This is a genomic window from Mesorhizobium sp. P2_F7 (genome assembly GCF_056403695.1).
In genome coordinates this window covers 240,062-262,375 of the sequence record NZ_JBFUFA010000004.1, presented here as the reverse complement: position 1 = coordinate 262,375, position 22,314 = coordinate 240,062, and the positions used below count along the sequence as shown (strand labels likewise).

The window sequence follows — 22,314 nt, the reverse complement described above, 5'->3', positions numbered from 1 at the left end:
CTTGGGGGGAGATCAGATGTCGCCTCGGCTTTTGCCAATCACCAACGTTGCAGAACGAGCGGGACGCGAAAGCTGCTAATCTCCCTCCTTGTGGGGGAGATGTCCGGCAGGACAGAGGGGGGCGCGAAGGATCGCTACATTGCCCTTTGCACACACACCTCTTCCGGCGGCATTTCGCACGACACCTGCGGATTCTCGCACAGCCATTCTGCCACACCCGGCTATGGTCATGCCTTCAGGAGGCGCACCCATGAGCATCGTCGTTTTCGACCCCGACAGTACGGAGGATGTCGACTTCAAAGACCGCATGCGCCACCCGGCCGCGGCCGACTCTGCCGGCGGCATGTGGCTGTCAGATACCGAGCCGTCCTTCATCGATGCAGACGCGCTGCGCAAGGGCCGGCTTGTCAAACTGCGCGGCTGGATGCGCGAGGCCGGCTATGGCGGCGTGGTTTTGTTCGACCCTTACAACCAGCGCTACGCCACCGGCTCGCGCAACATGTTCGGCTATTTCCTGCGCAATTCGACGCGCTATTTCTTTATCCCGACCGAAGGGCCGATCGTGCTGTTCGAATACCCGCAGAGCTACCATGTCTCGATGGTGCTCGACACGATCGACGAGGCGCGGCCGTCCAAGTTGGTATGGTCCTCGGTGTCGGGCCGCGACGACGAGACCGCCGGCCCCTTCGCCGACGAGATCGCCGAGCTTTTGAAGAAGCATGGCGGCGGTTCGATGAAGCTCGGCCTCGACCGCTGCAGCCATCTGCAAGCACTGGCGCTGGAAAAGCGCGGCTGCGATGTCAGGGATTGCCAGGGCGAAATCCTGGCGGTGCGGGCGGTCAAGACGCCTGAGGAAGTTAAATGCCTGCAGGTGTCGATGGCTGGCGCCGAGGCTGCCGTCTATGCCGTGCGCGAAGCGATCAAGCCCGGCGTTTCCGAAAACGAGTTGTTCGCCATCATGTATGGCGAGGTGATCCGCCAGGGCGGCGAGTTCATCGAGACGCGGTTGCTCACTTCCGGACAACGCACCAACCCTTGGTTCAACGAGGCCAGCGGCCGCAAGATCCGGCCGGGCGAGCTTCTGGCGCTCGATACCGACACAATCGGCTGCTACGGCTATTATTCCGATTTTTCGCGCACGTTCCGCTGCGGGCCGGGCAAGCCGACTGACTATCAGAAATCGCTCTACCGCATGGCGCACGACCAGGTTCAGCACAACATTTCGATCGTCAAACCGGGCATGACGTTTCGCGAGATCGCCGAAAAGGCGTGGAAAATCCCCGACCGTTTCGTCGACCAGCGCTATACCTCAGTCATGCACGGCGTCGGCATGCATGGCGAAACGCCATTCATTGCCCATGCCATGGACTACGAGACCTATGGCCGCGACGGCATTGTCGTGCCCGGCATGGTGGTGAGCGTGGAAAGCTATATCGGTGAGAAAGGCGGCCGCGAGGGCGTCAAGCTGGAGGACGAGATCCTGATCACCGACACCGGCACCGAGTTGTTGTCGCGCTTTCCCTATGAGGATGAGTTTCTTGCAGGGGCTGCCTAGATGAAGGCACCCATCTCGATCAAACGCGGCACGGTGGCCACGGTGTTCATCGACCTCCAGGAAGAGCATCGGCAGGACAAGCGCTATCTGGTCGAGGGCTATGGCGAGGTGCTGGCCAATGTCCAGCACCTGCAGGCGGCGGCCCGGCGCAACTTCGTGCCGCTCTACCACTGGGCCTACATCGTCGATACCGCCAAGGCGCGGCCGTTCCATCCGCTCGATGCCGACGGCAAGTCCGCCTTTTCCGACAAGAGCGATCCGCTGACAGAGATTTGTCATGAGGTGGCGCCGGCCAATGGCGAGGCGTTGCTGATCAAGGCGGAGGCCAGCGCCTTCCGTTCGGGGCCGGCGGCGCGCGACCTCAAGTCCCGCGGCATCGAATGGCTGATCGTCGCCGGCGTCTGGACCGAGGCCTGCGTCGACGCCACCGTGAAGGACGCGGTGGCATCCGGCTTTCGTGTGCTGCTGGTCAAGGATGCCTGCGGCAGCGGCAGTGCCGCCATGCACCAGACCGCCATCCTCAACCTCGCCAACCGGCTTTATGGCGGCGCCGTCACCAACACCATCGACGCCTGCCGTCTGATGGCGGGCGACACGGTCGATGCATGGCAGGTCGAGGGTTCGGTGCCGCTGCGCTTCACCTTTGAAAATGCCGGCCGGCTCTACGGCGAGCTCTGAGAGATGGGCACGGTCCACAAGCTCAAGACAGCCAGGCGGGGAAAATACGCCACGAGGCTGGACCCGCCGCTGTGGGACTATATCGACCTGGTCGACGACTGGTTCCCGCCCGAAATCGCCGAACTGCCGATCGCCGAGCAAAGGTCGGTCTATGACGCCATGTGCCGCGCCTTCCATCAGGGTTATCCCAAGGGCGTTTCGGCCAGCGACGGCATCATTGCCGCCGATGAAGGACACGTCATCCCGATCCGCTACTACCGGATGGCGGGCAAGCCCGTGCGCGCCATCGTCGTCTACTACCATGGCGGCGGCTTTGTGCTTGGCGGGCTCGACAGTCATGACGACATCTGCGCAGAGATCTGCGCCGGCACCGGCTTCGACGTCGTCTCGGCCGACTACCGGCTGGCGCCGGAACATCGGCACCCGGCTGCGTTCGAGGATGCGCTTGCCGCCTTCGAATGGGCGGCGCAGACGACTGATCTGCCGATCGTGCTCGCCGGCGAAAGTGCCGGCGGCAACCTTGCCGCAGCAGTCGCGCACGCAGCGCGCCGCCACCCACGCCACGCTGTCGGCCAGGTGCTGATCTACCCCGGCCTCGGCGGCGATGAGAACGCCGGCTCATATGTCGAGCACGCGCAAGCGCCGCTGCTGACGCTGCGCGACATCGAGTCCTACCGAAATATCCGGTCAGGCCCGGCGCAGTCGCCCGACGACCCGACATTTTCGCCGCTGCGAGACAGCGATTTCTCCGGCCTGCCGCCGACGGTCATCGTCACTGCCCAGTGCGATCCGCTGTCATCGGACGGCGAGACCTATCGCGACCGGATCGTTGCCGCCGGCGGCCGCGCCTGGTGGTATGAGGAGCCGCGCCTGGTGCACAGTTTTTTGCGTGCCCGCAAAAGCGTTCCGCGCGCCGGCGAGGCGTTCGTATGCACCCTTGCGGCCATCGCCGCCGTCGCCGTGCTCGGCAAGAACGACTGGCCGTATTGAGCCTGCTTCATCCGCATTTCCTTGGCTGATCTCACTGCCGCTCTGCGGAGCAACGCACAAGAACTGCGGAAATTCGAACATTTCCCTGCGTCAGCCCGCCCTATCATTGTCTGCTCAGGCAACGGCGCCCCGGCGATCGCATCTCCTTTCCAAACAGAAGCGGTTTGTCGGGGCGCCCAACAAGAGGGAACGACGATGAAATTCATGCTGACCGACAGAAGATTGCATCCGAAGGCGAAACCCGTTGCCGACGATTTCAGGAAAGGCGGGATAAACCGCCGCGAATATCTCGCCATCATGGCCGGCTTCGGCGTGAGTGCTGCCGGCGCGCTGGCGCTGGGCGGTCTTGCCCCTTCGCCCGCCCGGGCCGAGGAGCCGAAGCGCGGCGGCACCTTGCGCGTCGCCATGAACGTCAAGGGGTTCAAGGATCCGCGCACTTTCGACGGCGTGGAAATGTCCAATGTCGCGCGCCACTGCAACGAATATCTGGTGCGCTGGAACCGCGACTTCACCTTCGAACCGTGGCTGCTCGAAAGCTGGGAAACCAGTGATGACGCCAAAACTATCACGCTGCATGTACGCAAAGGCATCGCCTGGTCGAACGGCGATGCCTTCAATGCCGACGACGTGATCCACAATCTCAACCGCTGGTGCGATGCAGGTGTGGCCGGCAATTCGGTCGCCGCGCGCATGGGCGCGCTGGTCAATGCAGACACCAAGAAGCCGGTCGATGGCGGCATCGAAAAGGTCGACGACTTCACCGTCAAACTCAATCTGCCGAAGCCCGACATTTCGCTGATCGCCGGGATGGCCGATTATCCGGCGCTGATCATGCATCGCTCCTATGAGGGCGGCGACGACCCGATGAAGGCGCTGGCGATCACCACCGGCCCCTGCGAACTGGTCAGCTGGAATGCCGAGACAAGTGCCGAGGTAAAGCGCAAGGACAAGCCCTGGTGGAAAGGCGACTTCTATCTCGATGGCATCAAATGGGTCGATTATGGCTCTGATCCCAACGCCATGCTGTCGGCCTTCGAATCCGGCGAGATCGACACCGACCACGAAACCGCTTCGGACGCCGTCTCGCAGACCGAGCAGATGGGCTTGCAGAATTCCGAGATCGCCACCGGCTCGACCATCGTCGCCCGCTTCAATGTCGGCAATGCGCCCTATGACGACGTCAAGGTGCGCCGCGCCGCCCAGCTTGCCGTCGACAATTCCGCCGTGCTGACGCTTGGTCTCGGCGGTCGCGGCAAGCCCGCGGACAACCACCATGTCGGCCCGATGCACCCGGAATTCGCCGATATCGGCCCGGCCAAGCGCGACATGGACCAGGCGAAGAAACTGCTCGCCGAGGCCGGCAAGGCCGACCACGAATTCGATCTGATTTCGGTCGACGTCGAATGGCAAAAGAGCACCGGCGACGCGATCGCCGCGCAGATGCGCGAGGCCGGGCTGAAGATCAAGCGCACCGTGCTGCCGGCGGCGACCTTCTGGAACGACTGGAGCAAATACCCCTTCTCCACCACCGAATGGCTGGGCCGCCCGCTCGGCGTCCAGGTGCTGGCGCTCGCCTATAAATCGGGTGCTGCCTGGAACGAAAGCGCCTATGCCAACAAGGAATTCGACGAACTCCTCGACAAGGCGCTGGCAACGCCGGACGCCGCCCAGCGCAAGGAGATCATGGCCAAGATCGAGCAGAATCTGCGCGATGCCGGCATCATCATCCAGCCCTACTGGCGCTCGGTCTACCGCACCTATCGCAAGGGCGTGCAAGGCTGCGAGCAGCACCAGTCACTGGAGCAGCATTTCGAGAAGGTGTGGTTGGAGAGCTGATCCCTCCCGGGACTGTTGGGCCGGCGCGGTTCGAATGAGCCGCGCCGGCCGAATGCCATTTGCCATCGCCACAAATTTTGGCACAGATTGCGCCTGACCGACTTTCGGCTCAGAGCGAATCAGGCATGGACCATTTCGACCTCGGCACCTATCGCCGCCCCATCTCCACCGCCTCGGCCGAGACGCAGCGCTGGTTCGATATCGGGCTGAACTGGTGCTACGGCTTCAACCATGAGGAAGGCATAAAGTGCTTCGAGAAGGCGCTGGAGACCGACCCTGATTGCGCCTTCGTGCATTGGGGCATCGCCTATGCCGCCGGGCCTTTTTACAACCTCACCTGGAAGGAGCACGGCAAGGATGAGGCGAACCGTGCAGCCAAGCGCTGCTTCGAGCAGGTACAGTTGGCACGCACCCATGCGGCCAACGCCAGCCCCGTCGAACAGCGGCTGATCGAGGCGTTGGCTGTCCGCTTCCAGCAGCCGCACGGCGTCGAGCCTGCGGAATTCGAACAATGGGACAATGCCTATGCCGCCGCGATGCGGCAGGTTTTTCGCGACTTCCCCGACGACCATGATGTGATGGCGCTGACCGTCGAGGCGCTGATGATGCGCACCGTGCGGCGGCTGTGGGATTTGAAGACCGGCAGACCGGCGCCGAACTCGGATGTGCTGGAGGCGCTGGACGCTTGCGAGCGCTCGGTCCGGCTGTCGGACGAAGCCGGCACAGCACCGCATCCGGCGATCCTGCATCTGCACATCCATCTGCTCGAAATGTCGACGCAGCCGGAGCGTGGTGTTCGTTCGGCGGATTTGCTCGGCACCATGTGCCCCGATGCCGGCCACATGAACCACATGCCGGGGCATATCCATGTGCTTTGCGGCGACTACGAAAAGGCGAAGCTCGCCAGCGAAAAGGCGGTGCGGGCCAACGACCTCTACCTCGCCTATGCAGCCGAGCCGACCTACTACCTGCTCGGCTGCTGCCACGATCTGCATCTGATGATGTTCACCTGCATGTTCCTTGGCCAGTACCAGCCGGCAATTTGGGCGGCCGACAAGGTGCGACCTGGTGACGCGCGACGTGGTCGCCATCCAAGACCGGCCGAAGCTCACCCAGACGGTCGAAGGCTATCACGCGATGAAATCGCATGTGCAGGTGCGCTTCGGGCGCTGGCAGGAAATCATCGACGAGCCGATGGTGGACGAACCGGCGCTCTACGTGCTGACCGCCGCCATGCAGCACTACGCCAAGGGCGTCGCCCATGCCACGCTCAAGCAATTTTCAGCGGCCGAGCGCGAGCGCGAAAACTTCCGCAAGCATGTCGCGAGCATTCCGCCGGAACGGCGCTTCCTTAGCAATCCGACGCGGGCTTCGCTGGCCGTCGGCGCGGCTCTTCTCGACGGCGAGCTAGCCTATCACCAAGGCCGGCATGACGAGGCCTATGCGCACCTGCGCCAAGCGGTCGAGCTCGACGACAATCTGTCCTACACCGAGCCATGGGCCTGGATGCATCCGCCGCGCCACGCGCTGGCGGCCCTGCTGCTCGACCAGGGCCACGCTAAGGAGGCCGAGCAGGTCTATCGCGACGATCTCGGTTTGAGCGGCAAGGTGCAACGCTGCGCCCAGCACCCCGACAATGTCTGGTCGCTGCACGGGCTGGTCGAATGCCTGAAGCGGCGCAGCGAGAACATGGAGCTGCCGGGGCTGCAGGCGAAGCTTGCCGCAGCATTGGCCAAGGCGGATGTGGCGATCACCTCATCGTGCCTATGCCGGACGAGCGTGCAAGCGGACCATAGTTGCTGCCACTGAATCCGGGCCGCCCGGCCAAACGAGCAGCTTCGTCTTCAGGAGAAAATTTCTGCCAGATCTTCAACGCTGGTACCTTCCTTGACCCGGCGCAACTCGACGTAAGTGACTGCGACACCAACCGATGCGACCAGCCAAACGATTGCCGAGACGACGGCGCGTGGGATTGCGCCAGTGATCGCATCAGACGATGAAGCAATCGCAACTGGCGCAAATCCAGTCCCGAAGAACAATCCCAACCGCAGGGCGACAACCAGCCCAAAAACGATCGAAACCAGCCCAAATATCGGCCAGCGGTATCCCCTGGTCAGGGCGCGGCTGCGCGACATCGAAGCGTCTATCCCAAGGCTCTCCTGTACCGCGGCGGGAACAGCAATCGAAATTCCCAGCCCCCACATGACACAGGGCGCGATCAAGATAACGAATGCGATTGGCCCCCCGTAAGGGATGATCAAACTGGCAGCAAGTATCGCGAAACGCGCGACAAAATAGACAAGATAGATCACCAGGCCTATGCCCACGATCGGCAGAACATGGCGCAGAGCTGTCCGAATACAGCCGCCGATCGACGCACGATTGCCGTTAGCGTTGTCAATCGTCGCCTTCGACAGCATCGCGAGACCCAGGAGATTCAGCGCGACGCCCAGGAAGCCGGAAACCAGGGCCGAGCCCACATTGAGCACGATCGCCCATGGGCTGTTGCCATATGCATCGGCCAGATATGCCAGCTTCGGCCAATACCAAAAGGTCCACAGATCAACCAGGACCAAGGGGAGGACGAAGAACGCTACGCCAACCGCCAGTGAGAGGATCAAATTTCGCCCCAGGAAGGCGACGGTATTGCTGATCACCTTTGCCAGCCGCAACTTCTCCGACTGCCCCTGCGTCGCCCACGCCATGAATTTACCGCCGTTCGCTCAAGAGAAAATCTCCGCCAGTTCACCGACGCTGGCGCCTTCCTTGATCCGGCGCAGCTCCATGTAGGTGACGGTGATGGCGATTGAGGCCAGCATCCAGATAATCGCCCAGACGAGTGCGTCCAGGAGCGACCCGACGATGAAGGCAGAGACGGGAGTAAGCGCCGACAAGACAAATACAACTGCCAAAGCCAAGCCCACGTGCCTGACGACAAAAAGCGTAATGACGATCAAAAACAGCCCGAATATCGGCCAGCGATGCCCCTTGGTCAGAGCGCGGCTGCGCAACATTGAAGCTCTCACCCCGAGCCTCTCCAGTATCGCCACAGGAACGGCGACAGAGGTTCGCAGCCCCCAAGGAATGAAGGGCGCGACCAAAACAGCGAGCGCAGCGAGGGCTTCAGACGGAGTGAGCAATCCGGTGCGAAGCATCGCGTAGCTCGCGAAAAAGACGGCGAGATAGATTGCAAAACCTATCCCCACGATCGGGAGAGAGTACCGCAGGGCTGCCTGAATGGAGCCGCCAACCGACGGGCGATCGCCCTTGATGCCGTCTATCGTCGCCCTCGACAGGACCGCATATCCTACGAAATTCAGCGCCGTGGCCAACAGTCCGGAAGCCAGCATGAAGGCCTCGGGCGCCCATTGGCCGCCACAGGCAATAGAAGGCAGTCTGGACAAATACGAAAAGACCCCCAGCCTGGCCAACAAGGCGGGTAGAACGAAGAACAGAGCGCCCACAACGAGCGAGAAGATCAAATTCCGCCCGATGAAAGAGACGGTGTTGTTGATCACCTTCCCCAGCCGCAATTTCTCCGACTGCCCCTGGGTCGCCCACGCCATGAATTTACCGCCGTTGGCTCAAGAGAAAATCTCCGCAAGGTCCTCGACGCTGGTGCCTTCCTTGACCTGGCGCAGCTCGACGTAGCTCACGGCCGGCAGAATTGACGACATCATGTAGATAAGCGTGGTGTTGAGCGCGTCGAGCGAGAGGGCCGCTGTTGTGCCGACGGCCGGAAGGATTTTGGCCAGGGCCAGCTCCAAGGCGCTGGCAGCAACAATCATGATCACCCAGATCCCCAAAAGGGGCCAGCGGCTTCCCTTGGTCAGTTCGGCGCTGCGCGTCATCGAGCCGAACACGCCACGCCGTTCCTGCACCAGCACGGGAGCGGCGACCGACCAGCGCAGAAACAGGATGACGCCGGGCACGACCAGCAGCAGCAGACCGAGCGCGGCCCCCAAAGTGGCCAGCAGTGAGATGCCGATCGCCGGTAGCAGCACGGAAATGGCGGTGCCCATGCAATCGCCGATCGCCGGGCGCTTGCCATTCAGATCCTCGATGGCAACGCGCACCAGCGCGACCTGCACGACAGCCGCGAGCACCATCGCGATCAGGCCGCCCACGACAGCAAAAATCAGGCGCTGCGGCGCGAACTGCTCGAAACCAGTCAACCATTTCCAGGCCGCGAACTGAACCAGGAACCGCGGCAGACCCGAAAAGACCAATGACAGGCCAAGGCATAGGACCAGATTGCGGCGGATGACCACAAGACTGTTGCCCAGGACCCTGCCGATGCGGAACTTGTCGAATTGGACCGTCGCTGCCAACGCCATGATGTTTCCCCCTTCAGGCGACGGCACGTTACGAGAATATCTCCGCCAGTTCGTCGACGCTGGTGCCTTCCTTGACTTGGCGCAGTTCGACGTAGCTGACGGCAACCGTCACCGACAGCATCGTTGAGAAGATGGTCGACACAAGACTGCTGCCGATCGCCCCGACAATGACCCCGACACCGGTGATGCCGCCGGTGCTGGCGATTGCCAGTCCGAAAAACAAAGAGAACACCGCCTGGATGAGCATTGCCGCCACGCCGATGATCAGCAGCAGCCAGAATATCGACCATCGGCTGCCCTTGGTCAGGGCTCGGCTGCGCGATATCGAGCCGAATACGCCAAGCCTCTCTTGAACCGCAATGGGCACGGAAACCGATACGGAAATCAGCCAGATGAAAGCGGGGATCAACGCCAGGGCGAGCCCGATCAGCCACCCGAGAAGGGGAATGGCCCAGGCCATGAAAACCATCACAAAACCCCCCACCACCAGGACGAGGATGACCAGCATGCCTATGCCGAGCGTGGGGAAGAAGCTGCGCAATGCAATCTGGATGCAGTCGCCGATGACGGGCCGCTTTCCGTTCAGATCCTCGATCGCCGCCCTCACCAGTGCAGCCTGCACCAGCAAAGCCAGCCCAAAGATAATCAAAGAAGCGACTATCGACAGGGCCGAGTAGTCCTCCATGGCTGACGTTTCGAAAGCGGCGGCGTTCCCGGCGCCACCTGCGCCCACCATCGTGGCAACCCGGGACAGGTTCCAGAGGTTGTACAACAGTGCGGGCAGGGTCGAAAAAAGTCCGACAACCACAGCAAGGAAGCCGAGATTGCGGCCGATGACCGCAAAGCTGTTGCTGAAAACCCTGCCGATGCGGAATTTTTCCGGTCGTTGCTGCGCCAGTGACGTCACGGTGCCTCCCTGCCCTGGCACATGCCTTGGCCCGGCCGGGCCAAGGCGGTTCCAACCCTTACGAGAATATCTCCGCCAGCTCGTCGACGCTGGTGCCTTCCTTGACCTGCCGCAGCTCGACATAGCTGACCGCGGCGGCGACCGACAGCAGCATCGCCATAACACTCTGCACCAGGCCAGCCACGATAACGGCGGCGATACCGTGGAAGAGATAGACGAGCACGCCGGCCGCGCCCTGAATGACCATGGCGATAATGATCAGGACCAGGAACATGCCGAACAGTGACCAGCGGCTGCCCTTGGTCAGGGCGCGGCTGCGCGACATCGAGCCGAACACGCCAAGCCGCTCCTGGATCAGAACTGGTACCGATACCGACCAGCCAAGCCACAAGATGATGCCAGGCACGACAAGGGCAATCATCGCCAGGCCCGACGCGAGCGAGACGAGGAAACCTAAACCCAAGGTCGGCAGCAGAAAGCGAATCGCGATCTGCAGACAGTCGCCAATGTTCGGGCGCTTGCCGTTTAGATCCTCGATGGTGGCGCGAACAAGCGCTGACTGAAGCAGCAGTCCAAAAATGGCGCTTACGAAAATGGCGACAAACGTTACCCAGGAATTGCGCAGCGCGAATGTGGGATCGGCCGCGGCGCCCGGATCGGCTTGAAGAAGCGCCTCCATCCGCGAGTTGGTCCAGAGCTGGATGATAATCGTAGGCAGGCCTGAAAACAGCACGGCCATTCCCACCGTCAGGACGATATTTCGGCCGATGACGGCAAAGCTGTTGTTGAAGACCCTGCCGATCTGAAATTTCTCAGGCCGTGCAAATGTTGCCGAAGTCATGATGCGCCCCCTGTTTCACCGCCGAATATTGTCCGGCGACCGCAGTAGTAAATTTGCCAAGATTGGCGAGCGGCGTCTAGCCCACTTGCAAATGTTGCGCTGCATTGTCAGTGTCGGCCCGCGAACCGCGGGTTGCATGGGGGCGAAAAGGTGACTGCTGCACAGCCGGACGCTGCGCAAGCCGAATGGCTGGCCAAACTGCACAAGCAGTTGCTGTCGGACGATTCGATCCAGTTCGACCTGCCGGCCTTCAAGCAACCCGAACCGCCGGAGTGGCTGAAGCCGTTCGGCGAGTTCCTGAACTGGCTTGGCCCTTACATGATCTACCTGTTCTGGGGCGCCGTGATCACAGGCGCCGCGGTCATCCTGCTGCTGATTTTGCTCGAGGTGAAAGGCGTTGCCTGGCGCCTGCCCTGGCGGCGCAAGAAGACCGTGGCCGAGGCGGAAGCGACATGGCGTCCTGACGTCGGCGCGGCGCAGATCCTGTTGTCGGAGGCCGATGCGCTGGCTGCCCGCGGCGAGTATGACGAGGCGGTGCATCTTCTGCTTCGTCGCAGCGTCGCCGACATTGCCGGGCGCCTGCCCGACTTCCTGCGCCCGTCGCTGACCGCGCGCGACATCGCCAGCGCGGCATCGATCCCGACCCGGGCGCGCAGCGCCTTCACCCAGATCGCGCGCATCGTCGAGGCGGCGCTGTTCGCGCGCCGGCCAGTCGGCCCCGAGGGCTGGCAGGAGGCGCGCGGCGCCTATGAGCGATTCGTCTTCAGGGATGCCTGGGTGTGAGTGCTTCGACCGCCGACATCGCCGAGCAGGAACCGTTCAGCCGCAGAACGCTGTTCTGGGGCATTTTTGCCAGCTTGCTCGCGGCGGCGGGCTTCTTCCTTTTGTCCACCTATGCCCCCGACTTTCGCCAGCCCAACGTCGGCGGCGCGACGCCGTTGTCGAAGAGCGGCATCGGCTATGCCGGCCTGGTGGAATGGCTGAAGCTGACCGGCGAAGCGCCTGATATGGCACGGTTCGACAGCGATCTTGAGACCGAAATGCTGTTGATCGTCACCATCTCACCCGACAGCGATCCGGATGCGCTTGCCAACATCATCAAGCTTCGCAAGGGCCTGGATACGCTGTTCGTGCTGCCCAAATGGGCGACCTTGCCGCTGTTCCAGCATGAGGGCTGGGAGATGAAGATCCAGCGGCTGCCGAACGTCGTGGTGAACGACTGGCTCGGCCGCATCGCCAAGGCCAAGCTCGGCGAGAGCGAGATCACGGTCAAGCAACTCGACGTGTCAGGACAGATGGTCAACGCTCCCGACCAGTTGCAGTGGGTGACAGACAAACATCCCCTCATTGCAGCCGGCGACGGCAAGGCAGTGCTGGCCGAGGTGGAAGACGAGCGTTTCTACGTCCTGACCGACCCCGATCTCATCAACAATGCTGCGCTCAAGGATCCCGACAAGGCAGCGGCGGCGCTGAAGCTGATCGAGCTCCTGCAGTCCGAAGAGGGTCCGGTGGTGTTCGACCTGACGCTGCACGGTTTCGGGCGGAAATACGACCTCGCCAAGCTTCTGGTCGAACCTCCCTTCCTGGCGCTGACGCTGACCATCCTGGCGGCGGCGGCACTTGCGTTCCTGCATGGCCTTGGCCGGTTCGGACCGCCGCGGGCCGATCAGCGCGCCATCGCCTTCGGCAAGCGGGCGCTGGTCGACACCACTGCGATGCTGTTGCGTCGCGCCGGCCGGCTGGAAGAACTGGGTGATCGCTATGGAGCATTGGCCCGGGTGCGCGCCGGCGCACTGCTCGGCGCGCCGCACGGTTTGCAGGGCGAAGCGCTCGACCGCTGGCTCGATTCCCGCGATAAGGATGAACCCAGCGGATTCACGACCCGCCTGCAGGCCGCCGACGCGGCAAAGACCCTGACACAAATGCATGAGGCAGCCGAAAAGCTGCACGGCTGGACGGCAAGGAGGCTCGGTGAACGTCGATGATGTGAAGGCCCTGGCGACACAGATCAGGGAAGAGGTGGCCAAGGCCATCACCGGGCAACACGATACGGTCGATCTGATGCTGACGGCATTGTTCGCCGGCGGGCATATATTGCTCGAGGGACCACCGGGCACGGCCAAGACCATGACGGCGCGCTGCTTCGCCCAGGCGCTGGGCGTCGCCTATGGCCGCATCCAGTTCACGCCCGACCTGATGCCCGGCGATATCGTCGGCTCGAACATCTACAATTTCCAGAGCGGGCAATTCACGCTGACGCGCGGTCCGATCTTCTGCGACCTGCTCTTGGCCGACGAAATCAACCGCACGCCGCCCAAGACCCAGGCCGCCCTGCTGGAGGCGATGCAGGAGCATGCCGTCACCTTCGACGGCACCACTCATTCGCTCGGCCAGAATTTCATGGTGGTGGCGACGCAGAATCCGATCGAACACCAGGGCGTCTACCCGCTGCCCGAGGCCCAGCTCGACCGCTTCCTGTTCAAGCACCGGGTGAGCTACCCCGGCCCCGAAGAGGAAAAGGCGATCATCATCCACCACGGCGGCGGCACTGCCTCGCACGACATCAAGCAGTATGGCATCACCGCCCAGGCCGACCGCAAGACGCTGGAAAAGGCACTGGCGACGGTCGGCGAGGTCACGCTTGTCGACGATGTCGTCGACTATATCGCAAGGCTGGTGCGGGCCACGCGCGCCAGCCCGGACCTGGAGGTCGGCGCCAGCCCGCGTGCGGGTGCCATGCTGGCGAGAGCCGCACGCGCCCGGGCAGCACTCGACGGGCGTGCCTATGTCATCCCCGACGACGTCAAGGCGCTTGCGGTGCCAGCGCTGCGCCATCGCGTGATCCTTTCGCCGGCGGCGCAGATCGACGGCCGCCTGGTCGAGCAGATCGTCACCGACCTTGTCGACCAGACGGAAGCGCCACGTTGATTTATCCGAGCGGCCGGGCAGTCTGGGCAGGTGCAGCAGGTGCAATACCGGCCTTCCTGATCGCGCTCGCGCTGCCGTCGCTGTGGTATCTCGGCCTGTTGTGGATCTGCGTGCTGCTTGCCTTCCTGGCTGTGGACGCCGCCGCCGGGCGCGGTCGAGCTTCCCTGGACGCCACCATCCATGCGCCGCCGCAGGTCAGCGTCGGCGGCCAGTTCACCGTCAATGTCACCGCCAGGCTCAGCGGACGTCCGCGCGCGGTGCAGGCGCGTCTCGGCCATGATGAGCGGCTGGAACCGCTGGGCGGCACCGGCGGCGCGTTGGCCGCCAAGGCTGGCAGCGCATCGCTCGACCTCAAATTTCAGGCGCTGCGGCGCGGCATGGCCAGGTTCGATCGGCTGTGGGTGCGCTGGCGCGGGCCGTTCGGGCTGGTCTGGAACCAGGTCGTGCTGCCGATGGACAGCAAGGTCGCGGTGCTGCCCGACGTCAGCAGCGCCCGCGATGAGGCGATCACGCTTCTGCAGCGCCAGTCGCTGCCGGACGGCCATGCGCAACGGCGCGCCGGCCAGGGCCGCGAATTCGAGGCGCTGAAAGACTACCAGCCCGGCATGGGCCGGCGCATGATCGACTGGAAGCGCAGCGCCCGCCATGGCCGACTTCTGGCGCGCGAGTTCCGCATCGAGGAGAACAACAACATCGTGCTGGCCATCGATAGCGGCCGGCTGATGTGCGAGCCCGTCGACGGCGTGCCGAAGGTCGACCGCGCCGTCACCGCCGCCTTGCTGTCGGCGTTCATTGCGCTGAAGGGCGGCGACATGGTCAGCCTGTTCGGCTTCGATGCGCGGCCGCGCGTTTCCAGCGGCGCGGTGCGCGGCTCGGCCAGTTTCGCCATGATCCAGAAGCGGGCGGCCGAGATCGACTATTCGACCGAAGAGACCAACTTCACCCTGGCGCTGACGACGCTGGCGGCGCGGCTCGACCGGCGCTCGCTGGTGATCATCTTCACCGATTTCGTCGATCCGATCAGTGCCGAACTGATGCTGCGCACCGTCGGGCGGCTGACCGAACGGCACCTGGTGCTGTTCATGATGATGAAGGATGTCGAGCTGGAGACACTGGCCGACATGCCGCCGGACACACCTGAGGATGTGGCGCGCTCGGTCGTCGCCGGCGGGCTGCTGCGCGAAAGGCAGGTCGTTATCGGGCGGCTGCGGCTGCTCGGCGCGCATGTCATCGAGGCCGACCACCAGCGGCTCGGACCTGCGCTGGTCGAACGCTATCTCGAGCTCAAGCGGGAGGACCTGTTGTGAGCGCGCTGGTCGGCAAGGACGCCGTGCGCCAGTCGCTGGCGAGCTTCCGTTCGGAGCGCGAGGCCGACTGGAAGGCGTTCGAGGCGCTGCTTGCCCGGGTCGAGAAACGAGCGCCGCGGACATTGTCCGAAGATGAACTGCTGTCGCTGCCCCTACTCTACCGTTCGGCGCTGTCCTCGCTATCGGTGGCGCGGGCGACGTCGCTCGACAATGCGCTGGTCGGCTATCTCGAAGCGCTCTGCCTGCGCGGCTACTTCTACCTCTATGGCGCGCGCCGCAGCTTGCGGCAGCGCATCGGCGATTTCTTCCTGCATGACTGGCCGCATGCCATTCGCGATTTGTGGCGCGAGACTTTGCTGTCGGTCGTCCTGACCTTTGTCGGCTTCGGCGCCGGCTACTGGCTGGTGGCGAAAGACAAGGGCTGGTACGACGCCATCATTCCGCCGAGTCTGGCCGGCGGGCGCAACCCGGACGCATCGGCCGAAGTGCTGCGGCAGGTGCTTTATGACGGCGCCGACAGCAATTTCCTGTCGGGTTTCGCCGCCTATCTGTTCACGCACAATGTCCAGGTGGCGATCCTGGCCTTCGCGCTCGGCTTTGCCTTCGCGGTGCCCAGCGTGCTCCTGATCCTGATGAATGGCTGCCTGCTCGGCGCGATGTTCCAGATCTACGTCGCCAAGGGGCTCGGGCTGGAGCTCGGCGGATGGCTGTCCATCCACGGCACCACCGAGATGTTTGCGATCGCGCTCGCCGGCGCTGCCGGCATGCGCATCGGCACACGCATCGCCTTCCCCGGCGAGTTGACCCGGATGACGGCCGCGGCCGATGCCGGGCGCGTGGCGGCAACCACCATGGTCGGGGTGACGATCATGCTTTTGTGTGCCGGCCTGCTCGAAGGCATCGGCAGGCAGGTGATCACCAGCGACCTCACGCGCTATGCGATCGGCGGTGGCATGCTGACCTTGTGGCTCTGTTACTTCTATTTGTTCAGGGTGGTGCGGCATGGCGACCGCTAGGCGCGCTGCCGTCTCGACGATACGGCCGCTGATCACGCCGGAAGGCGTCGATCTCAGGATCAAGCTCGCCGATGCCGGCACGCGCGCCGCCGCCTTCCTGCTCGACTTCGTGATCATCATCGTCACTGCGATCGTGATCACGATCGTCGCGCTGTTCGGGCTGGCCGGCCTCCAGGGCGAAGGGGCGCAGCCGCTGTTCATCGTCTGGATCATCCTGATCTTCTTCCTGCGCAACGCCTATTTCATCGTCTTCGAGGCTGGCCGCCGCGCCGCCACGCCAGGCAAGCGGATGCTCGGCATCCGGGTGGCGTCGCGCAGCGGCGCCGGCCTGTCGGTCGATCAGGTCATCGCCCGCAATCTGATGCGCGAGATCGAGATCTTCCTGCCGCTGTCGATCATCCTCGGCCGCAGCGAGATGGGGCTCGCCGACACGCTGTCGACAATCTTCGGACTGGTGTGGGCGCTGCTGTTTGCGCTCTTCCCGCTGTTCAACCGCGACCGCATGCGGATCGGCGATCTGCTGGCCGGAACGTGGGTGGTCGAGGCGCCGAAACTGGCGCTGGTCGAGGACCTGTCGCAGCGCCAGAACACCACCGCCCGCGCCTTCCGCTTCACCCAGGCGCAGCTCGACGCCTATGGCATTGCTGAGCTGCACAAGCTGGAAGAGGTGCTGCGCCGCGACGACTATTTCGCGCTGAAAGCGGTGGCCGAGACGATTGGGCGCAAGATCGGCATGATGATCGAGCCGGTCGATTCCAGGGCCTTCCTCACCGCCTATTACGGTGAGCTGCGCGCGCAGCTCGAACGCAAGCTTCTGCTGGGCAACCGCAAGGCGGATAAGTATCAGCGGTAGGAACGCCCTCAAAGCGCCTGACAACAATCACGGAACGACAGCGCTGCCCCTCATCCGCCTGCCGGCACCTTCTCCCCGTGTAGTGACGGGGAGAAGAGCGCTGGCTGCAACGCGGCGCTTATTCTGCAACGCTGGGTATTGGCGAAACCATCCGCGACAGCATCTTTCTCCCCGTCACTATACGGGGAGAAATGCCCGGCAGGGCAATGAGGGGCAGCACCAGCCGATGAAATGGCGTACCTCTCGCTACCCCACCCACTTCTCATAGTCGGACACCAGCAGATGCACCGGCGCGACGTCTTCGTCGATGTTGGAGAAACGGCCGATCGGTTCACGGAAGACGTTGTCGGTGAGATCGTCGTTGACGGTCGAGACTTCGCCGATCAGCACGTCCTTGCCCTCGGCCCAGAAGGCGTGCCAGACGCCGGGCATCAGCGTCACGCTCTGGCCCGGGTCGAGCTTCAGCAGCCCGCCCGCCGGCAGCCTGTGGATGGTGCCGTCGACCGGCACCGACACTTCGGCCTTCGGATCGATGCCGCCGTCGCGGTCGTGCATGAACAGTTCCAGCACCAGCTTGCCGCCGCCGCGGTTGATGATGTCCTCGGCCTTGATGTTGTGGCGGTGCATCGGCGACAGCTGATCCTTGCGCGAGATCATGATTTTTTCGGCATAGAGCATGCCCATGCCCTTCTTCATGTCGGCATAGACGCCGTTGCGCACGGTGAACAGGAACAGGCCGAGTTCGTCGAATTTCTCCTGACCGTAATCGGTGATGTCCCAGCCGAGCCGTGAGGTGAAAATGGCAGCGGAGTCCGCCTTGCGCGCCTTCATCTCGTCCGGCGACCAGTAGGCGAAGGGCGGCATGATGTAGCCGAACGAGCGGATGAAGGCGTCGGCATCGCGGATGATGTCGTTGACGGTGGAGCGTTTCATGGTCGTGATCCCTTGGCGTCGCGTTCCTGCCTAAGCGCATAGCCGAACAGCGTTGCGGTGTCGACGCAAACTGCATGCTGGCCCCATGACATCCGTACGGATCGGGGCCATAAGTCCAGCCAAATTTCCCAAGGTGACATTCATGCAAGGTATAGACGACCTCGATACGCCGGCGATCCTGATCGACGCGGCCCGCGCCGAAGCCAACATCGCACGAGCGCAGGCGCATGCCGATCGCCACGGGCTGAAGCTCAGGCCGCACATCAAGACGCACAAGCTGCCCTACTGGGCAAAGAAGCAGGTGGCGGCCGGCGCCGTCGGCATCACCTGCCAGAAGATCGGCGAAGCCGAAGTGATGGCCGATGCCGGACTCTCCGACATTTTTCTACCCTACAACATTTTAGGCCGCGCCAAGCTGGAGCGCCTCAAGGCGCTGCATGGCCGCGTCACCCTGTCGGTGACGGCCGACAGCCACGAGACGCTGGAGGGGCTCGCCGCCACCTTCACCGATGCCGGTCATCCCCTGCCCGTTCTGGTCGAATGCGACACCGGCATGGGCCGCTGCGGCGTGCAGAGCGTCGCCGAGGCCCTCGCGCTGGCGAAAGTAATCGATCAGGCCAAGGGGCTCACCTTCGGCGGGCTGATGACCTATCCGGCGGCCGGCCGCGCCGCCGAGGCCGAATCCTGGCTTTCCGGCGCCAAGCAGACGCTTGCCGCCTCGGGCCTCGCCTGTGAACGCATCTCCAGCGGCGGCACGCCCGACATGTGGCGCTCCGGCGAAGACAGCGTCGTCACCGAATACCGCCCCGGCACCTACATCTATCTCGACCGCTATCAGGTCGCCAAAGGCGTCGGCACGCTCGACGATTGCGCGCTGACGGTGCTCGCAACCGTGGTCAGCCATCCGACGCCGGCCCGCGCCATCCTCGACAGCGGCAGCAAGGCGCTGTCCAGCGACACGCTGGGATTGCCCGAGTTTGGTGAGTTGCTCGGCATGCCCGGTGCCCGCGTCACGGGCCTCAGCGAAGAGCACGGCACGGTGACGCTTGGAAATGGCGCCAGCCTTCACATCGGCGAACGCGTGCGCGTCGTGCCTGACCATTGCTGCGTGGTGACCAACCTGTTCGACCAGGTGCACCTGATCGACGGCGACAAGGTGCTGGAGACGCTGCCTGTCGTGGCGCGTGGGCGGATGGGGTGAAGCGCGTCAGTTAGCCTGCCGCGCCGCAACCCTGCGCATGGCAATCACCCGGCGGCGGAAAATCTCCGTGCGCATCGCCGTCAGATGTAACGCGAAGAACAGCACGGTGAAGCCGAGCGCCATCACCAGCAGCGGCCACAGCAGGCTGGGATCGATGGTCGAGCCGCTCATGCGGAACACCGAAGCCGGCTGGTGCAGCGTGTTCCACCAGTCGACCGAAAATTTGATGATCGGGATGTTGATGAAGCCGACCAGCGTGATGATGGCGGCAGCCCAGGCGGCGCGGCTGGCGTCATCCAGCGCCCGGGTCAGCGCGATGATGCCGAGATACATCAGAAACAGGATGAGAACCGAGGTCATCCGGGCATCCCAGGCCCAAAAAGTGCCCCAGGTCGGCTTGCCCCAGATCGAGCCGGTGACGAGCGCGAGGGCTGTGAAGGTGGCGCCGATGGGGGCTGCCGATTTCAGCGCGACGTCGGCCAGCGGATGGCGCCAGACCAGCGTGCCGAGTGCTGCGACCGCCATCACCGTGTAGCACATCATGGCGAGCCAGGCGAAAGGCACGTGGATGTACATGATGCGCACGGTGCTGCCCTGCTGATAATCCTCGGGCGCGGCAAAGCTCATATAGAGGCCGACGGCGAGCAGGATCGCGGCGATCGACGCCAGCCACGGCACCAGCCTGTCCGCCAGTCCGACAAAGCGAGTCGGGTTGGCAAGGTCGGTCCAGCCGGTGAGGCGTGAGGAGGTGTCGCTCATGCGGACCTAGATAGACCGGCGGCGTGCCTAGGGCAATCGAGCGGTTGTCGCAGGCGGAGGTCTTCCCTTCTCCCCTTGTGGGAGAAGGTGGATCGGCGCGATAGCGCCGAGACGGTTGAGGGGTGTTCCAGCGGAGTGAGGCGTTGGCGTTCCCTGGAACACCCCTTATCCGGCCGCTACGCGGCCACCTTCTCCCACAAGGGGAGAAGGAAAGACCTTGAGACTACGCCGCTTCGACATTCACCGTACGGCTGAGGCGACGAACCTCTTCGTCGTTGAGCAGGCCGCCGGCGCGCAGCAGGCTGGCGAAACGGCCGTTGCGCAGCGACAGTTCGGCGAAGCCGCCCATCTCGATCACCTTGCCCTTGTCCATGAACACGACCAGGTCGGCGTCGCGAACGGTGGTCAGGCGGTGGGCGATGATGAAGGTGGTGCGGTTGCGCCGCAATTCGTCGATGGCTTCCTTGACGCGGTCCTCGGTCTCGACGTCGAGCGCGCTGGTCGCTTCGTCGAGCACCAGGATCGGCGCGTCCTTGAGCACGGCGCGGGCAATCGCGATACGCTGGCGCTCGCCGCCCGAAAGCTGGCCGCCGCGTTCGCCGACGACGGTGTCGTAACCTTCGCTCTTGGCCAGGATGAAGTCCTGCGCCGCGGCAGCGTCGGCTGCGGCATGCACTTCGTCATAGGTCGCCTCGGCGCGGCCAACACGGATGTTGTCCTCGATCGAACGGTTGAGCAGGCCGGCATCCTGGAACACGGTGGCGATCGAGTGGCGCAGCGACTTGCGGGTCACCGAGCGGGTGTCGATGCCGTCGATCAGGATACGGCCATGGGACGGCGAGAAGACACGCTGCAACAGGTTGATCAGCGTCGTCTTGCCGGCGCCGGTCGGGCCGACGATGGCAACGGTCTGGCCGGCCTGGACTTCGAACGACACGTCGTCGATGCCCTGCCCCGAATTGCCGAACTCGAAGCCGACATTCTCGAAGCGGACATGGCCGGTAACGTTGGTGAGATCGCGCAAGCCGTCCGGCTCGGCGGCGTCGGCGGCCGAATCCTCGAGATGATAGAAGTCCTCCAACTTGGCGCGGGCTTCCGAAATCTGGTTGGCGAAAGCCGACATCTGGTCGAGACGAGCGATCAGCAGGGTGGCAAAGCCGGTGAAGGCGATGACGTCGCCGATCTTGAGCTGGCCATGGGTGACGAGATAAGCGCCGATCAGCAGCACGACCATCATCGAAATGGTCGACGACAGGCGGTGCAGCGCATTGGCCATCGCCCACCAGTCGAGCACGGGGTTCTGCGCATCGAGCAGGTTCTTGACGTAGCGGCGCAGCGTATCGGCTTCGTGGCCGAGACGGTTGTAGCTCTGCAGCACGGCGACGTTGCTGACCGAGTCGGTCACATGCGCGAACACCTTGTGATAGTGGCGCTCGACGGCGGCCTGGCCTGCCTTGGTGCGCTTCATCACCAGGCGGCCGATGCCGATATAGAGAACGCCAAGCCCCATCAGCACCAGCGACATGCGCAGATCCATGCTGATCGCGGTCGGGATCAGCAGAGCCAGCGCAACGGCAGTCGACAGATGCTGGCGCATGAATTCAAGCCACAGGCTGAACAGGGTCTCGACAGCGCGCAGCAGCGTGTGCAGCGCGTTGGAGGTGCCGCGCTGATGGTGCCAAGCGAGCGGCATGGTGATCACGCGCTCGAACGACTGGCACAAAACTTCGCTGCGGCGCTTGTGGGCAAAACGGTCTGCGCCACGCGCCACCAGCACGAAGGCGACGATGTTGAAGGCGCCGAGGCCGGCCCAGAGAGCCAGCGTCGAAAACACCGAACCCTTATCGGAGATGGCGTCGATCACCCGGCCGAACATGATCGGCTCGAGGATGGCGATGATGGCGAGCGCAACGTTCGCACCGCAGATCAACGCAACGCGTTTCCTGTCGGCTGCGAGATATCCCAGCGCTCTCCAGTAGATTTGCAGAAGTGACACTTCAGCTACTCCGCCCAAACATTCATTGTGCACTGCACCATTTCTTGACACGTACCGGTTAACGGGTCGCAAAACAATGCCCGTCTAGCTCTTCCGTTCCCATTCTGCGAACAAAAGATGACGACGTTGCGAAATCTGCCGTGATCACCTAACGGTTTGAGATAAAAGGTGAAATGT

The 22,314-nt window shown here is 63.5% G+C and carries 19 protein-coding genes and 1 pseudogene; 12 read left to right on the top strand and 8 right to left on the bottom strand.

Annotated features, from left to right (window positions below):
* Positions 1 to 250 precede the first annotated feature (250 nt).
* The 5 genes and pseudogenes from AC1DZ8_RS15300 to AC1DZ8_RS15280 all read left to right on the top strand — a co-directional run bounded on the left by AC1DZ8_RS15300 (position 251) and on the right by AC1DZ8_RS15280 (position 6,868).
* The gene (locus tag AC1DZ8_RS15300) at positions 251 to 1,555 is read left to right on the top strand and encodes a M24 family metallopeptidase (RefSeq protein WP_477304412.1); all 1,305 of its coding nucleotides are present in this window, start codon (positions 251 to 253) and stop codon (positions 1,553 to 1,555) included.
* Positions 1,556 to 2,233: an isochorismatase family protein gene (locus tag AC1DZ8_RS15295; RefSeq protein ID WP_477304414.1), complete on the top strand. Its 678-nt coding sequence runs from the start codon at positions 1,556 to 1,558 to the stop codon at positions 2,231 to 2,233. It abuts the gene before it with no gap.
* A 3-nt stretch (positions 2,234 to 2,236) separates the two neighbouring features.
* Positions 2,237 to 3,223 carry an alpha/beta hydrolase gene (locus AC1DZ8_RS15290; protein ID WP_477304416.1) on the top strand — a complete coding sequence of 329 codons (987 nt, stop codon included), beginning with the start codon at positions 2,237 to 2,239 and terminating at the stop codon, positions 3,221 to 3,223.
* Positions 3,224 to 3,418: 195 nt separating this feature from the next.
* Positions 3,419 to 5,059, top strand: coding sequence for an ABC transporter substrate-binding protein (locus tag AC1DZ8_RS15285; RefSeq protein WP_477304418.1), 1,641 nt, complete (start codon positions 3,419 to 3,421; stop codon positions 5,057 to 5,059).
* A gap of 125 nt (positions 5,060 to 5,184) precedes the next feature.
* Positions 5,185 to 6,868 (top strand): annotated as a pseudogene (locus AC1DZ8_RS15280) (tetratricopeptide repeat protein).
* Between the two features lie 35 nt (positions 6,869 to 6,903).
* Here AC1DZ8_RS15280 and AC1DZ8_RS15275 read toward each other — a convergent pair.
* The 5 genes from AC1DZ8_RS15275 to AC1DZ8_RS15255 are packed head-to-tail and all read right to left on the bottom strand — an operon-like array spanning position 6,904 to position 11,042.
* Complete coding sequence (locus AC1DZ8_RS15275; protein ID WP_477304420.1) at positions 6,904 to 7,764, bottom strand: hypothetical protein; 861 nt, start codon at positions 7,762 to 7,764, stop codon at positions 6,904 to 6,906.
* Between the two features lie 18 nt (positions 7,765 to 7,782).
* A complete protein-coding gene (locus tag AC1DZ8_RS15270; RefSeq protein WP_477304422.1) occupies positions 7,783 to 8,625 on the bottom strand; it encodes a hypothetical protein in 843 nt (280 codons plus the stop codon).
* Between the two features lie 18 nt (positions 8,626 to 8,643).
* Positions 8,644 to 9,396, bottom strand: a complete 753-nt coding sequence (locus tag AC1DZ8_RS15265) for a hypothetical protein (RefSeq protein WP_477304424.1) — start codon at positions 9,394 to 9,396, stop codon at positions 8,644 to 8,646.
* 28 nt (positions 9,397 to 9,424) lie between these two features.
* Positions 9,425 to 10,303 carry a hypothetical protein gene (locus tag AC1DZ8_RS15260; RefSeq protein WP_477304426.1) on the bottom strand — a complete coding sequence of 293 codons (879 nt, stop codon included), beginning with the start codon at positions 10,301 to 10,303 and terminating at the stop codon, positions 9,425 to 9,427.
* 58 nt (positions 10,304 to 10,361) lie between these two features.
* Complete coding sequence (locus tag AC1DZ8_RS15255; RefSeq protein ID WP_477304428.1) at positions 10,362 to 11,042, bottom strand: hypothetical protein; 681 nt, start codon at positions 11,040 to 11,042, stop codon at positions 10,362 to 10,364.
* 252 nt (positions 11,043 to 11,294) lie between these two features.
* On the opposite strand from AC1DZ8_RS15255, the gene AC1DZ8_RS15250 reads away from it, so the two are divergent.
* From AC1DZ8_RS15250 to AC1DZ8_RS15225, 6 genes are read left to right on the top strand one after another with little or no spacing between them, the layout of a single operon-like run.
* Positions 11,295 to 11,927 (top strand): DUF4129 domain-containing protein, encoded by a 633-nt coding sequence (locus AC1DZ8_RS15250; protein ID WP_477304430.1) that lies wholly within the window; start codon positions 11,295 to 11,297, stop codon positions 11,925 to 11,927.
* Positions 11,924 to 13,129 carry a DUF4350 domain-containing protein gene (locus AC1DZ8_RS15245; protein ID WP_477304432.1) on the top strand — a complete coding sequence of 402 codons (1,206 nt, stop codon included), beginning with the start codon at positions 11,924 to 11,926 and terminating at the stop codon, positions 13,127 to 13,129. Before AC1DZ8_RS15250 ends, AC1DZ8_RS15245 begins: the two co-directional genes overlap by 4 nt.
* Entirely contained in the window at positions 13,116 to 14,072 is a 957-nt protein-coding gene (locus AC1DZ8_RS15240; RefSeq protein WP_477304434.1) for an AAA family ATPase, read from the top strand. The genes AC1DZ8_RS15245 and AC1DZ8_RS15240 overlap by 14 nt, the downstream gene beginning before the upstream one ends.
* The gene (locus tag AC1DZ8_RS15235) at positions 14,069 to 15,379 is read left to right on the top strand and encodes a DUF58 domain-containing protein (protein WP_477304436.1); all 1,311 of its coding nucleotides are present in this window, start codon (positions 14,069 to 14,071) and stop codon (positions 15,377 to 15,379) included. The genes AC1DZ8_RS15240 and AC1DZ8_RS15235 overlap by 4 nt, the downstream gene beginning before the upstream one ends.
* Positions 15,376 to 16,395 (top strand): stage II sporulation protein M, encoded by a 1,020-nt coding sequence (locus tag AC1DZ8_RS15230; protein WP_477304438.1) that lies wholly within the window; start codon positions 15,376 to 15,378, stop codon positions 16,393 to 16,395. Before AC1DZ8_RS15235 ends, AC1DZ8_RS15230 begins: the two co-directional genes overlap by 4 nt.
* Entirely contained in the window at positions 16,382 to 17,248 is an 867-nt protein-coding gene (locus AC1DZ8_RS15225) for an RDD family protein (RefSeq protein ID WP_477304440.1), read from the top strand. Before AC1DZ8_RS15230 ends, AC1DZ8_RS15225 begins: the two co-directional genes overlap by 14 nt.
* 246 nt (positions 17,249 to 17,494) lie before the next feature.
* On the opposite strand, the gene AC1DZ8_RS15220 is transcribed toward AC1DZ8_RS15225, so the two are convergent.
* On the bottom strand, positions 17,495 to 18,181 hold the full coding sequence (locus AC1DZ8_RS15220) for a D-lyxose/D-mannose family sugar isomerase (RefSeq protein ID WP_477304442.1): 687 nt from the start codon (positions 18,179 to 18,181) through the stop codon (positions 17,495 to 17,497).
* A gap of 142 nt (positions 18,182 to 18,323) precedes the next feature.
* On the opposite strand from AC1DZ8_RS15220, the gene AC1DZ8_RS15215 reads away from it, so the two are divergent.
* Positions 18,324 to 19,382: a D-TA family PLP-dependent enzyme gene (locus tag AC1DZ8_RS15215; RefSeq protein ID WP_477304444.1), complete on the top strand. Its 1,059-nt coding sequence runs from the start codon at positions 18,324 to 18,326 to the stop codon at positions 19,380 to 19,382.
* Between the two features lie 6 nt (positions 19,383 to 19,388).
* On the opposite strand, the gene AC1DZ8_RS15210 is transcribed toward AC1DZ8_RS15215, so the two are convergent.
* Positions 19,389 to 20,141 carry a heme ABC transporter permease gene (locus AC1DZ8_RS15210; protein WP_477304446.1) on the bottom strand — a complete coding sequence of 251 codons (753 nt, stop codon included), beginning with the start codon at positions 20,139 to 20,141 and terminating at the stop codon, positions 19,389 to 19,391.
* Positions 20,142 to 20,364: 223 nt separating this feature from the next.
* Positions 20,365 to 22,137: a glucan ABC transporter ATP-binding protein/ permease gene (locus AC1DZ8_RS15205; RefSeq protein WP_477304448.1), complete on the bottom strand. Its 1,773-nt coding sequence runs from the start codon at positions 22,135 to 22,137 to the stop codon at positions 20,365 to 20,367.
* Between the last annotated feature and the right edge of the window lie 177 nt (positions 22,138 to 22,314).

Bases quoted from the DNA above. Each gene is read 5' to 3' on its own strand.
- AC1DZ8_RS15300 (WP_477304412.1), top strand. From the start codon at position 251: ATGAGCATCGTCGTTTTCGACCCCGACAGTACGGAGGATGTCGACTTC.
- AC1DZ8_RS15295 (WP_477304414.1), top strand. From the start codon at position 1,556: ATGAAGGCACCCATCTCGATCAAACGCGGCACGGTGGCCACGGTGTTC.
- AC1DZ8_RS15220 (WP_477304442.1), bottom strand. From the start codon at position 18,181: ATGAAACGCTCCACCGTCAACGACATCATCCGCGATGCCGACGCCTTC.
- AC1DZ8_RS15265 (WP_477304424.1), bottom strand. From the start codon at position 9,396: ATGGCGTTGGCAGCGACGGTCCAATTCGACAAGTTCCGCATCGGCAGG.
- AC1DZ8_RS15285 (WP_477304418.1), top strand. From the start codon at position 3,419: ATGAAATTCATGCTGACCGACAGAAGATTGCATCCGAAGGCGAAACCC.
- AC1DZ8_RS15210 (WP_477304446.1), bottom strand. From the start codon at position 20,141: ATGAGCGACACCTCCTCACGCCTCACCGGCTGGACCGACCTTGCCAAC.
- AC1DZ8_RS15215 (WP_477304444.1), top strand. From the start codon at position 18,324: ATGCAAGGTATAGACGACCTCGATACGCCGGCGATCCTGATCGACGCG.
- AC1DZ8_RS15225 (WP_477304440.1), top strand. From the start codon at position 16,382: ATGGCGACCGCTAGGCGCGCTGCCGTCTCGACGATACGGCCGCTGATC.
- AC1DZ8_RS15290 (WP_477304416.1), top strand. From the start codon at position 2,237: ATGGGCACGGTCCACAAGCTCAAGACAGCCAGGCGGGGAAAATACGCC.
- AC1DZ8_RS15270 (WP_477304422.1), bottom strand. From the start codon at position 8,625: ATGGCGTGGGCGACCCAGGGGCAGTCGGAGAAATTGCGGCTGGGGAAG.
- AC1DZ8_RS15275 (WP_477304420.1), bottom strand. From the start codon at position 7,764: ATGGCGTGGGCGACGCAGGGGCAGTCGGAGAAGTTGCGGCTGGCAAAG.
- AC1DZ8_RS15255 (WP_477304428.1), bottom strand. From the start codon at position 11,042: ATGGCCGTGCTGTTTTCAGGCCTGCCTACGATTATCATCCAGCTCTGG.